Source organism: Thiobaca trueperi, from assembly GCF_004342175.1.
Classification (GTDB): domain Bacteria; phylum Pseudomonadota; class Gammaproteobacteria; order Chromatiales; family Chromatiaceae; genus Thiobaca; species Thiobaca trueperi.
On sequence record NZ_SMAO01000006.1, the window covers coordinates 73,687 to 86,379 of the forward strand.

Annotated in this window: 8 protein-coding genes and 1 CRISPR repeat array (1 of these 9 only partly in view); all 8 genes read left to right on the plus strand. The window is 60.2% G+C overall.

What is annotated here, in order from left to right; all coding sequences use genetic code 11:
- Positions 1-26 precede the first annotated feature (26 nt).
- The gene (gene cas1f, locus EDC35_RS12355; protein ID WP_132977560.1) at positions 27-1,004 is read left to right on the plus strand and encodes a type I-F CRISPR-associated endonuclease Cas1f; all 978 of its coding nucleotides are present in this window, start codon (positions 27-29) and stop codon (positions 1,002-1,004) included.
- A complete protein-coding gene (gene cas3f, locus EDC35_RS12360; protein ID WP_132977561.1) occupies positions 1,001-4,384 on the plus strand; it encodes a type I-F CRISPR-associated helicase Cas3f in 3,384 nt (1,127 codons plus the stop codon). Before cas1f ends, cas3f begins: the two co-directional genes overlap by 4 nt.
- Before the next feature lie 116 nt (positions 4,385-4,500).
- Positions 4,501-4,710, plus strand: a complete 210-nt coding sequence (locus EDC35_RS12365) for a hypothetical protein (protein ID WP_132977562.1) — start codon at positions 4,501-4,503, stop codon at positions 4,708-4,710.
- A complete protein-coding gene (locus EDC35_RS12370; protein ID WP_165903423.1) occupies positions 4,700-5,122 on the plus strand; it encodes a PIN domain-containing protein in 423 nt (140 codons plus the stop codon). Before EDC35_RS12365 ends, EDC35_RS12370 begins: the two co-directional genes overlap by 11 nt.
- A gap of 113 nt (positions 5,123-5,235) precedes the next feature.
- Positions 5,236-6,552 carry a type I-F CRISPR-associated protein Csy1 gene (csy1, locus tag EDC35_RS12375; protein WP_165903424.1) on the plus strand — a complete coding sequence of 439 codons (1,317 nt, stop codon included), beginning with the start codon at positions 5,236-5,238 and terminating at the stop codon, positions 6,550-6,552.
- On the plus strand, positions 6,542-7,600 hold the full coding sequence (gene csy2 / locus EDC35_RS12380; protein ID WP_207896203.1) for a type I-F CRISPR-associated protein Csy2: 1,059 nt from the start codon (positions 6,542-6,544) through the stop codon (positions 7,598-7,600). Before csy1 ends, csy2 begins: the two co-directional genes overlap by 11 nt.
- An 18-nt stretch (positions 7,601-7,618) precedes the next feature.
- Positions 7,619-8,659 carry a type I-F CRISPR-associated protein Csy3 gene (gene csy3, locus EDC35_RS12385; RefSeq protein WP_132977565.1) on the plus strand — a complete coding sequence of 347 codons (1,041 nt, stop codon included), beginning with the start codon at positions 7,619-7,621 and terminating at the stop codon, positions 8,657-8,659.
- Positions 8,660-8,662: 3 nt separating this feature from the next.
- Complete coding sequence (cas6f, locus tag EDC35_RS12390; protein WP_132977566.1) at positions 8,663-9,229, plus strand: type I-F CRISPR-associated endoribonuclease Cas6/Csy4; 567 nt, start codon at positions 8,663-8,665, stop codon at positions 9,227-9,229.
- Positions 9,230-9,396: 167 nt separating this feature from the next.
- A CRISPR array of direct repeats spans positions 9,397-12,693; the repeat unit is 28 nt; unit sequence GTTCACTGCCGAATAGGCAGCTCAGAAA; it runs 2,193 nt beyond the window's last position.

Consider the following 12,693-nt stretch of genomic DNA (forward strand, 5'->3'; position numbering starts at 1 on the left):
GTTATCAACCTTTGCCGGGAACGGACATGGACGATTTTTCTCCCTCAGACCTCAAGACCATTCTTCACTCCAAGCGGGCCAACCTCTATTACCTGGAACACTGCCGTGTTCTGGTCAATGGCGGACGGGTTGAATATGTGACCGATGAAGGGAAGCGTTCGCTCTATTGGAACATCCCCATCGCCAACACGACCTGTCTGCTGCTTGGAACCGGAACCTCAATCACCCAGGCCGCCATGCGTGAGCTGGCGAAGGCTGGTGTTCTGGTCGGCTTCAGCGGTGGCGGGGGCACGCCCTTGTTCGCGGCGACCGAGCGTGATACCGATATTCTTTGGTTTTCACCTCAAAGTGAATACCGTCCCACCGAATATCTGCAAGCCTGGGTGCGGTTCTGGTTCGAGGATGCCAGACGCCTCGACGCCGCAAAAAGGATTCAGCGTCTGCGACTTGGCTTCGTCCGTGAGCAGTGGCTGAAAGCGCGCATCCTGACCGAGCGTGGCTTCACGATCGATCACAGCCATTTGGACGCCCTGCTCCAGCAGTCGCTTGAAGGGGTGGACGCGGCGGCTGATGTCAATGCCCTGCTGACCGCAGAGGCGCGCTTGACCAAGCAACTCTTCAAGCTGGCCGCCCAGGCGGTGAGTTACGGCGACTTCGTGCGCGCCAAGCGGGGATCGGGGACGGATCCCGCCAATCGCTTTCTCGACCACGGAAACTATCTCGCCTATGGTCTGGCGGCGACAGCGACCTGGGTGCTCGGCCTCCCGCACGGATTGGCGGTTCTCCACGGCAAGACCCGCCGCGGCGGTCTGGTGTTCGATACGGCGGATCTGGTCAAGGACGCGCTGATTCTGCCCCAGGCATTCCTGTCCGCCATGCAGGGAGATGATGAACAGACCTTCCGTCAATCCTGCATCGAATCGCTGACGCGCGCCGAAGCGCTCGATTTCATGATCGATTCGCTCAAAGCCATTGCGCATGATCTGGGGAGCGAGACGGCATGAATATCCTGCTGGTCTCGCAATGCACCAAGAACGCACTCACCGAAACCCGCCGTATCCTCGATCAGTTCGCCGAGCGACGCGGCGACCGGGTCTGGCAGACGCCCATCACTCAGCAGGGTCTGGATACCCTGTATCGCCTGCTACGCAAGACCGCCCGCAAGAATACGGCGGTCGCCTGCCACTGGATTCGCGGCAAGGATCACAGCGAGCTGATGTGGATCGTCGGCGATGCGCGGCGTTTCAATGCGCAGGGGGCCACGCCGACCAATAGCACTGAGCGCGATGTTTTGCGCAGTGAAGACGAGAACGACTGGCATACCGGCGAGCTGATCCGTGTGTTGGTTGATTTGGCTGGATTGCTGCACGACCTCGGCAAAGCAATCGATGCCTTTCAGATGCGACTGGATGGCCGGTTGGCCGGGCGTAACCGGATTCGGCATGAGTGGGTGTCGGCACGTCTGTTCGAGGCGTTTGTGGGCGATGACGATGACGCCGCCTGGCTGGCCCGTCTGGCGGCGCCGACCGAGGCCGACAACGCCCGCTGGCTGAGGCAACTGCGCAAGGATGGGCTGGACGGCTCGTTTGATTCGCCGTTCAAGACCCTGAGCCGGGCGCCGCTCGCGCAGGCGCTGGTCTGGCTCGTCGTGACACACCACCGCCTCCCCGAGCTTCCGCGCGAGGCGGTCTTTCAGATGTCGTCGCTATCCGGTCTCCTGACGCAGATCCAGCCAGCCTGGAATGAACGCGCCTTTGACGCATCGGATCGTGAGGCGTTGCGTCCGTACTGGCGCTTTTCGCACGGTCTGCCTGTCGCCACCGATGCCTGGCGTCAACGCGCCAGCCGGATGGCGCGCCGCCTGCTGCCTTTCGCGTCTTCGGGCGCGGGCGCAACCTCCGTACTGGACAACCCCTTTGTGATGCACTTGGCTCGGTTGAGCCTGATGCTCGCGGATCATCACTATTCCAGCCTTGAGGGCGCGCACGCTGAACGGGTCAAGGTCACGCCTGGCAGTCCACTGCTGGCGAATACTTGTCGCAAGGGTGGCGAACCCAATCAATCATTGGACGAGCACCTGATTGGCGTCGCCCAACACGGCGCTGAGATCGCTCGCTTCCTGCCCCGCTTTGAACAGCATCTGCCGCGTCTCGGTCGGCGCAAACGCCTGATTCAGCGCGTTCGGCACGAGCGCTTTCGCTGGCAGGACAGGTCATCCGATCTGGCTGTCGGGATGCGCGAACGCTCACGCGAGCATGGCGCATTCATCGTCAATATGGCCTCGACCGGCTGCGGCAAGACGCTCGGCAACGCCCGCATCATGTACGCGCTGGCCGATCCCGCTCAGGGCATGCGCTGCGCCTTCGCCATGGGATTGCGCACCTTGACGCTGCAAACCGGCAGGGCTTTTCGTGACAGGCTGGGTCTGAATGATGACGACCTCGCCATCCGCGTCGGGGGCTCGGCCAGCCGGGCGCTTTTCGAGCACTATGAAGCCCAAGCCGAGGCGACCGGCTCTGCCTCGCGGCAGGCGTTGTTGGACGAAGATACCCATGTACTCTACGAAGGCCAGATCGATCAGCATCCTCTGTTACGCCGCGCAGTGGCTGATCCGAACGTGCGCAAGCTGCTGCTCGCGCCGCTGCTGGTTTGCACCATCGACCATCTGACCCCGGCCACCGAGAGCCAGCGCGGCGGTCGGCAGATCGCGCCGATGCTGCGCCTGATGAGCGGCGATCTCGTTTTGGACGAGCCTGACGATTTCGATCTGGCCGATCTGCCTGCGCTGACTCGCCTTGTACATTGGGCTGGGTTGCTCGGGGCGCGCGTGCTGATCTCATCGGCCACCTTGCCGCCCGCCCTGGTGCAGGGTCTGTTCGAGGCGTACCGCAACGGCCGCCAACACTTTCAACGCAACCGTGCCGCGCGTCCTTCTGGCGCCGAGACGCCACCCGCGATCTGCTGCGCCTGGGTGGATGAGTTCCATCAACAGGTCCAGGATTGTCCGGACGCCGCCAATTTTGCGCAGACTCACGAGCAATTCGCACGGCGTCGTCACGGCGATCTCGCCCACTTGGCGACCGAGCCCCGCCGCCGTGCGGCGGTGCGGCCCGTGCAGGGATTGCAGGGTATCCGCTCCATACCGCTGCTGGCTCAAGCCTTCGCGCCTCAGGTGTTATCAGCCGCAATCAGTCTGCATCGCGACCATCACAGCGTGGATCCACAAACCCGGAAGCGCGTCAGCTTCGGTCTGGTGCGCATCGCGAATATCGAGCCCTTATACGAAGTCGCCCTGGCGCTGTTTCAGCAGACCCCGCCTGATGGCATGCGCATTCATCTGTGCGTCTACCACGCACGCCATCCATTGCTGATCCGCTCGGCGATTGAGGCGCAACTGGACCAGGCACTTCAACGCCACGAACCCGATGCGGTGTTTTTGCTTCCAGACATCCGCCAGCGACTGGACGCTTCGCCCGAGACCGACCATCTGTTCATCGTGCTCGGATCGCCTGTTACCGAGGTCGGTCGCGATCACGATTACGACTGGGCGGTGGTGGAGCCGTCCTCAATGCGCTCGCTGATTCAACTGGCTGGGCGAGTGCGCCGTCACCGGGCGGGGCCGGTCACTTCGCCCAACATCCTGGTCTTCAGCCACAACCTCCGCCATTTCCGCCAGCCCGGCCAGGCTGCGTTCTGTAAACCCGGCTTTGAAACGGACGACGGCGCCTTTCATCTGTCGTCGCACGATTTGCGAGCGTTAATGGCCGCTGAGGAGATCGAGGTCATCGACGCCCGACCACGCATCGTCTCGTCTGAACCATCCGCGCTTTGCCCGCGAGAGCGATTGGTCGATCTGGAGCATGCGCGCATGCTCGACACGATGCTGCCCCAGCAGCAGGCATCCGCCTCGAAACCCTTGGGTAGCCGCGCCCGTGCTGCGGCGGCGACAGCGGCTGCCAAGCCCACGCTGAACGCTAGCACCTGGTGGCATCAGGCTCCACGCGACGCCTTGCTGACCGCCGTGCTGCAACAGAAACAGCCGTTCCGCAAGGAACCCTTTCCGCGCGACGTGACGCTGATCCTGCTGCCGGATGAGGACGAGGAAAACGCCTTGTTACATAGAGTGGTAGACGAAAAAATCCGGCTAAGGACACTCTACGAACCGAATGAAATGCGATGTGAGCACCTGCCCGACACACTGGTCCAGGGTGATCGTATCGAGCCATGGGGGATAACCGACTACATGGCAGCACTGTCGGCCTTGGCATCTGAACTGGACATGCCGCTTGCCACCTGCGCGGAGCGGTTCGGCACTGTGACCGTGCGACCGAATGACAACGGCTGGCGTTATCATCCGGCCTTGGGGTTTGCACAAAAGAGGTGAACGCAATGTTTCAATCCGCGCCCGACCAGGCCGGGCGAAACCGCACGGAAAAGGTTACGCCTTTCCCGTGCGCCATTATCTCCCTCAAGGGGGAGGTTTCAACCAGGGAATTTTCGATGAATGCCATCCGCCAGATCTTCGACGATGCCTCCGAGCAGTTGCGAATCGACCTTCCCCCTGAGCTTCACCATCGCCGCGTGGAGGTCATCATCCTGCCGCTCGACGAGCCTATCGCGCCGCGCAAGGAAACGGGAGGTCCGCGCTATCGGACCTTCAGGGTCGATGAGCGGGTGATCCTTGACCGGGATGCACTGCATGAGCGGTGAGCCATTCATCGATACCAACATCTGGGTCTACGCGCATCTGGAGACGTCCCAGGATCCCAAGGGTGATTTGGCGCGGGCGTTGGTCGAGTCCGACCATCGTTTCGTGGTAAGCACCCAGGTGTTGAACGAATACTACGCGGCGATGCTGAAGAATCGGGCCTCGGATCTGGCGATCCAGAGCAACCTGGAAGCCATGATCCAGCACTGCGAGGTAGTCCTGGTCTCGGTGCCGATCATTCGCCAGGCCCACGTCATCAGGAACCGCTATGGCTTTTCGCTGTGGGATTCGCTGGTCGTCAGTAGCGCGCTGGATGCGGGATGTCCCGTGCTGTATTCCGAGGATCTTCAGCATGACCAGCGGATTGAGGGGCGTTTGCTCGTGTGCAATCCGTTTCGAGCGACATCCAACTGATGCGTAAGGATTTCAGTCGCTGACGCCTGCACTCAGCGTCATAAACCCCACGGCTCAACCGGGGGCTTCTCGCGCATCGGTCAATTGTTCAATCAACTGTCATGGAGAACAGCATGTCATCGCCTGATCCGCAACGATCTTCCGCCATCCGCGCCGCGCTTCATGACCATCTCGCGAGGCGATTGAATGAGGCGCTGTTCAAGATCCGTGGCACTGATTCCAAGGCCGTCAGCGAGCGCAAGAAGCAGCAGGAGTTTTATCAATTGCAACCGCTCCTGCAAAGCGGAGCCGACTGCGTCAGCCAGATTCAAATGGCGACCCACATCGTCAAGGGAATTCACCCAGACCCTAAAGTCAAAGAGGCGACCAACCTCAATGTTGACCCATCGGCTCTGCCTGATTTGCCGCTGGCAGGCTCTCATGTCTTGCGCTCTGGCATCGATATCGATGCAACGGGCAATGGCGCATTCAACAAGAAGATCTACGAGGTCTTCCTGTTGTTACAGGCCAAATTCGACGGCGAATGCGTCTTGGATCTGTTGAAAAGAGGCGACGGCGATGCGCTGGCAGCACTCGGCGACAATGTTGAGGAAGCTGCGGCGATTGCTGACAGGTTGACTGAAATCGATGCCGCCCGCTGTGCGCGGCTTGCATCCCACACCCAAGCCAAGCAGATCTACTGGCCCATCGGGGCCGACCCGCACGACGATGCGGGCTATCACCTCCTGGCGCCGCTGTATCCCACCTCGCTGGTGCATCGGGTCTACCAGACGCTTCAGGATGATCGTTTCAGTGAGGACGCCAAGGCGGCGCGCAAGGCCCGTAAAGCGGGCGAGTGGCACGAACGAACAGTGCACGAATACCAAAACCTCGCGGTGCAGAAACTGGGCGGGACCAAGCCCCAGAATATCAGTCAACTGAACAGCGAGCGCCGTGGAGACAATTACCTGCTCGCATCGCTGCCGCCGGTGTGGCGGTCACTGACGGTGCGACCGCTGTTCGGCGTGGACTCGCTGTTCAACGTCTATTGCTGGCGGCGCGAGGTGCGTGCTCTGGCGAAAGACCTGCGCCGTTTTCTGGAAAGCGATCCGGCTCGCAACAAGGAGACCCGCCAACGTCGGGACGAACTGGTGGACGGGTTGCTCGACGAGCTGATCCAGTTCGCCGCCGAGATCCAGACGCTCGAACCCGGCTGGAGCAAGGATCCGCAATGCGAACTTCCACCCGCGCACTGTGCCTGGTTGGATCCGGATGCAGCGAATCCGCACCCGGACGACGTCATTGAGCGCCTGGCCAGTGACTTCGCCAACTGGCTGAATGCCCAATTACGCGATCCGCTGCCGATGGGCGACCCGGAATATCTGTACTGGCGCAAGCTGGCCCGCGAGCAGATCGAAGAATACGCAGGGGAGACTCGGCATGAGCAGTGAAGCAAAGGTGCCTGAACATCAGGCCGTGCTGGTCCTGCCGCATATCCGTGTGCAGAACGCCAACGCCATCTCCAGCCCTCTGACCTGGGGCTTCCCGGCGATCACCGCCTTCACCGGCCTGATGACGGCGCTGGAACGTCGCCTGGGACGCGATGCCGGTATCGCCTTGTATGGCGTTGGCGTGGTGTGTCATGGCTTCGAGGCGCAGGTGACGACGGCAGGCTATACACGGGCGTTTCGTTTGACACGCAACCCGGTGCTGGCTGATGGCAGTAGTGCCGCCATCGTCGAAGAAGGCCGCGCGCATCTGGATGTAACCCTGGTTTTCGATGTACGGCTCGCGGATGAGCACCGGGGCGAGGCGGAACGTCTCACCTTGGCCGAGCGCGTGGCGCACGAGCTGGCTGGCATGCGGCTGGCCGGGGGCAGTGTGATGCCCGCGCTGCCCGGTCCCGCGCGGCGTCCGATCCGTCCCATGCTGGAACTGGTGCCCGACGAAGGATCCTCCGACGAACAGCGCAAGGCTTATCGAACGTGGTTCCGCCGTGTGGCGCGGCGCTGCCTGCCGGGCTTTGCCCTGGTGTCGCGCGATGATCTGCTACAGGCACGGCTGGCCGAGCTGCGCGCCGATGATCCGACGGCCAGCGCCTTGGATGTCTGGCTGGATCTGTCGCGCTGGAACGCCCGCGCCGTTGCGCGACCCGCGAAGGAAGGCAGCGATCAGCCGTCCGCTGTGGAATGGATCACCGATCCGCGCCCCGGCTGGATCGTGCCGATCCCGGTCGGTTTCGCCGCCCTGTCTGATCTCCAGGCACCGGGCGCAGTCAAGGGGGCGAGAGATACCAGCACCCCGTTTCGCTTTGTCGAAACGGTCTGGTCTATGGGCCAGTGGATCAGCCCGCACCGTCTCAAGAACCTGGACGATCTGGTCTGGTTCACTGACCACGATCCCGAGCATCCCACTGAGCACGCGCTATACCGTTGCCGCAACGCCTACCGCCCGCCAACGCCCGTGCCATCCGATCTGACGAACGACATCCAACACTGAGCACTCACGGAGAGATTCATGGCCGCTAAAGACACCACCCTCAAAACCGCTTCCGTCCTCGCCTTTGAGCGCAAGCTCGATCCGTCCGACGGGTTGCTCTTCGCTGGCGATTGGAACCAACGCGACAGCTCCGCCTGGTCGCCGATCACCCTTCGCGAGAAATCGGTGCGCGGCACGATCTCGAACCGCCTGAAGACCAAGGACCAGGATCCGGCCAAACTCGATGCCGCCATCGAAAATCCCAATTTACAGACGGTGGATGTCGCGACCCTGCCCGCCGATGCCGACACGCTGAAGGTGAGCTTTACCCTGCGCGTGTTGGGCGGTACGGGCACGCCGTCAGCCTGCAACAACGCCGACTATCAGACGAAGCTGTTGAGCACGGTCAAGGGCTATGCGGACACCAACGGCTTTGACGAGCTGGCCCGCCGTTATGCCCATAATCTGGCGAATGCCCGTTTTCTGTGGCGCAACCGACTTGGCGCCGAACAGATCGAAACCCGCATCCAGCACCTCTCGCAGGGTCAGGCGGTCACGACCTGGACCTTCGACAGCCTCAAATGGTCGCTGCGCGATTTCAACGCAACGCCGGAGGCCCAAAACGATTTTCAGGCGATGGCCGATCTGATCGCCCAGGGTTTGGCCGGCAAAAGCCATGTATTGCTTCAGGTGACCGCTTATGCCCGCGTGGGCGCGGGGCAGGAAGTGTATCCATCCCAGGAATTGATCCTCGACAAGGCCAGCAGCAAGAAAAGCAAAACCCTCTATGACGTGCAGGGCGTGGCCGGCATTCACTCGCAGAAAATCGGCAACGCCCTGCGCACCATCGACACCTGGTATCCAAATGAGGGTGAAAACCTCGGCCCCATCGCCGTCGAACCCTACGGCTCCGTGACCTCGCAAGGCAAGGCGTATCGCCAGCCCAAACAGAAGGCCGATTTCTATACGTTGCTCGACCGCTGGGTGTTGAAGAACGAGGCACCGGCGCTTGAGCAACAGCACTTCGTCATGGCGAATCTGATTCGGGGTGGCGTCTTCGGCGATTCCGAGAAGGATTGAGTCATGGATCACTATCTGGAGATAACACTCCTGCCCGACCCGGAGTTTGCGCCCACGGTCCTCATGAACGCGCTCTTTGCCAAACTGCATCGCGGGCTTGTCGATCTGAGCAGTACGCGCATCGGTGTTAGCTTTCCCGGCATGCGCAAGGAACCAAAGAGCCGCAGCCTTGGTGAGCGTCTGCGAATTCATGGATCGCTCGCGGATTTGCGCGGGCTGATGGACCTGCCGTGGCTAACCGGGATGCGGGATCACATCCTGTTTCAGGGACCGGAGCCAATCCCGGATCAGGTCAGCGATTGCAGGGTTCGGCGCGTGCAGGCGAAAAGCAGTCCGGAGCGGCTGCGTCGTCGTCTCATGCGTCGGCGGGGGATTGGCGAGGAAGCCGCGCGACAGTGCATTCCGGACGCTCTGGAAGTGCGTTTGGATCTGCCATTTGTCACGCTGAAGAGCCGAAGCACGGGGCAAACCTTTCGACTCTTCATCGAGCAGCAGGCGGTCAGTCAGAGCATCGCGGGCGAATTTAACAATTACGGGTTGAGTCTGACAGCAACTGTGCCCTGGTTTTGACGTTCACTGCCGAATGGGCAGATCAGAGAGTGGTTTTGCCCCTTTTTTTCATGGTCACGAACGAATTTTGAAAATCAGTCGGTTAGAAGCGGCCCGAAAAATGGGTGAAATCGGCTGTTTTCAGGAATGTTCTTTAAAAAATAAGGGCTTGAAATGATGTGCATCTAGTTCACTGCCGAATAGGCAGCTCAGAAACCCTTCGGCGAGCGCTGGCCTGATCTGGCGGAGTTCACTGCCGAATAGGCAGCTCAGAAATTCCCGGAAGCGGGCGACATACCCGGTCAGCCGTTCACTGCCGAATAGGCAGCTCAGAAATGATGAAAGTCGCCATCGGCGCGCTGTCGGGCGTTCACTGCCGAATAGGCAGCTCAGAAATGGGGCAACGTCACCGCCCGTCAGCGCGGGTAGTTCACTGCCGAATAGGCAGCTCAGAAATCGTGCTGTTCGTTGGCCTGCTCGATCTGCGCGTTCACTGCCGAATAGGCAGCTCAGAAATTGCCGCCGAACAGCATCGTCCCGAGCAGCGAGTTCACTGCCGAATAGGCAGCTCAGAAATCAGTCCCGAATAGACACTCACCGATAGCCGTGTTCACTGCCGAATAGGCAGCTCAGAAATGGAGCGCGGCGAGCTGCGCCTTAAGCGCGTCGTTCACTGCCGAATAGGCAGCTCAGAAAGTTCGGGAACATGACCCTGATTGAGCGCGGCTGTTCACTGCCGAATAGGCAGCTCAGAAAGTCGGCATCACGCGCGCATTCACCGGACCTGGGTTCACTGCCGAATAGGCAGCTCAGAAATCAGCCAGCGCGAGCTGGACGCGCGCGGGCTCGTTCACTGCCGAATAGGCAGCTCAGAAAAACACGTCCAGGCCTGTTTCAGCAATGAACGGGTTCACTGCCGAATAGGCAGCTCAGAAATATCAGGACGAGCGACGCCAGAAATTTTCTGCGTTCACTGCCGAATAGGCAGCTCAGAAAAAAGGGCGACCGCTCGTTCTCGAACGCGTCCTGTTCACTGCCGAATAGGCAGCTCAGAAATCGATGCGGCTTGGCCGGATGCGCTGGAGGTGGTTCACTGCCGAATAGGCAGCTCAGAAATGATGGGCGCAGCAATACCCAGGTCGGTTATCGTTCACTGCCGAATAGGCAGCTCAGAAATGGCGCTGCGCCAGGTCGCCAAACAATCCGAGTTCACTGCCGAATAGGCAGCTCAGAAATGAAACATTGGGCGCCGCGCCCGACCCGGCGCGTTCACTGCCGAATAGGCAGCTCAGAAAATGGAAAAATTGTTGCTGCTTTGGTTCCATAGGTTCACTGCCAAATAGGCAGCTCAGAAATGGGTGCGCGGCATCGAATCCGGGATTGAGAGGTTCACTGCCGAATAGGCAGCTCAGAAATCTCCACGTCAATGCATTCGCTGGTGATGGGAGTTCACTGCCGAATAGGCAGCTCAGAAAATTAAAGATTCGGGCCAAGTACAAGAAACACAGTTCACTGCCGAATAGGCAGCTCAGAAAACCAGCAGCACGAATGGCGATCCGACGTCGTCGTTCACTGCCGAATAGGCAGCTCAGAAATAACCGCGCCGGCGAAAGCCTCGCCGCAGCAAGTTCACTGCCGAATAGGCAGCTCAGAAATGGTAGAACCTCCTCGGCAGCGCCTCTTTGCAGTTCACTGCCGAATAGGCAGCTCAGAAAGCTCCGCGCTGCGCCCGACTCAACATCGCCACGTTCACTGCCGAATAGGCAGCTCAGAAAATCAGGCAGCAGGATGCGGACTGGATTCAGCCGTTCACTGCCGAATAGGCAGCTCAGAAAAACTGCTACATCCTGCCCGTCAACCGTGACGAGTTCACTGCCGAATAGGCAGCTCAGAAAGCATCCTCCGCGCACCGCGTCTGCGAAAACGTGTTCACTGCCGAATAGGCAGCTCAGAAAGCGCCCAGCAATTCAGTTGCCACCGTCTCCACGTTCACTGCCGAATAGGCAGCTCAGAAAGCGTATCTAAGGGGACTGACCATGCTCATCAAGTTCACTGCCGAATAGGCAGCTCAGAAAGCGCACGGACCCGTCACGACGTGCCGATTAACGTTCACTGCCGAATAGGCAGCTCAGAAAGAACTGCTGGCGCAGTTGCGCGCCAGCCATCCGTTCACTGCCGAATAGGCAGCTCAGAAAAACCCCTACCGGATCGGCGGCGCGCAGGCGATGTTCACTGCCGAATAGGCAGCTCAGAAAGTCACCAAGGCCGGGGCGGATGCGACCTACTCCGTTCACTGCCGAATAGGCAGCTCAGAAAAGCTCACGGCTGCGCCGGGCGATCCGGCAGACGTTCACTGCCGAATAGGCAGCTCAGAAAACAATACTGACCCAGGCCGCGACGGGGATAACGTTCACTGCCGAATAGGCAGCTCAGAAATTCGCTATCTGGAGTGCGATCCGCGCGTTGCGGTTCACTGCCGAATAGGCAGCTCAGAAATTGCAGCGGCAGCGCGAGAGCGGGCGCGGGGAGTTCACTGCCGAATAGGCAGCTCAGAAATCCAAGACCTTCCCGGATCATCTTGCGGACAAGTTCACTGCCGAATAGGCAGCTCAGAAAGTGATACTGTTTTCGAGCGCCTTCACGCTCTCGTTCACTGCCGAATAGGCAGCTCAGAAATGCAACACGACGGCGGGCGGATGCGCGCCGCAGTTCACTGCCGAATAGGCAGCTCAGAAAATCACCCGCATGGGCGAGGCGCTGTGCGACAAGTTCACTGCCGAATAGGCAGCTCAGAAATCAGTACGGCATCTGCGTGCATTCGACATCACGTTCACTGCCGAATAGGCAGCTCAGAAAAGCGCGAGAGGTGAGTGCCATTGCCGCCATGGGTTCACTGCCGAATAGGCAGCTCAGAAAAACGCCGCCTGTTATCTGCGCAGCAGCAAAGAGTTCACTGCCGAATAGGCAGCTCAGAAAATTGACCCGGACCACATGATGCACTTCGTCGAGTTCACTGCCGAATAGGCAGCTCAGAAAATCGATGAGCCCGGCCTGGCGCAGACGACGGGGTTCACTGCCGAATAGGCAGCTTAGAAAGTCATGATCGATCCCGCCGCCGGACCCTGGGAGTTCACTGCCGAATAGGCAGCTCAGAAATCGCGCTCGACACCAGCCGCATCGCCCGCCGTGTTCACTGCCGAATAGGCAGCTCAGAAATGGTTCGGCGTCGGCAAAAAGGGCTCTCGCGCGTTCACTGCCGAATAGGCAGCTCAGAAATGATGCGGTTTGAGCGCGGCGATCAGCGGGGCGTTCACTGCCGAATAGGCAGCTCAGAAAGAGGGCTGGATGGGTGCGCCCGGCAACGGGCGGTTCACTGCCGAATAGGCAGCTCAGAAAATTGACCCGGACCACATGATGCACTTCGTCGAGTTCACTGCCGAATAGGCAGCTCAGAAATTATGGTCGGCGAACACCCGGCTCGTTTC

Coding starts and splice junctions, on each gene's coding strand:
- cas1f (WP_132977560.1), top strand. CDS start 27: ATGGACGATTTTTCTCCCTCAGACCTCAAGACCATTCTTCACTCCAAG.
- csy3 (WP_132977565.1), top strand. CDS start 7,619: ATGGCCGCTAAAGACACCACCCTCAAAACCGCTTCCGTCCTCGCCTTT.
- csy1 (WP_165903424.1), top strand. CDS start 5,236: ATGTCATCGCCTGATCCGCAACGATCTTCCGCCATCCGCGCCGCGCTT.
- EDC35_RS12370 (WP_165903423.1), top strand. CDS start 4,700: ATGAGCGGTGAGCCATTCATCGATACCAACATCTGGGTCTACGCGCAT.
- EDC35_RS12365 (WP_132977562.1), top strand. CDS start 4,501: ATGAATGCCATCCGCCAGATCTTCGACGATGCCTCCGAGCAGTTGCGA.
- cas3f (WP_132977561.1), top strand. CDS start 1,001: ATGAATATCCTGCTGGTCTCGCAATGCACCAAGAACGCACTCACCGAA.
- csy2 (WP_207896203.1), top strand. CDS start 6,542: ATGAGCAGTGAAGCAAAGGTGCCTGAACATCAGGCCGTGCTGGTCCTG.
- cas6f (WP_132977566.1), top strand. CDS start 8,663: ATGGATCACTATCTGGAGATAACACTCCTGCCCGACCCGGAGTTTGCG.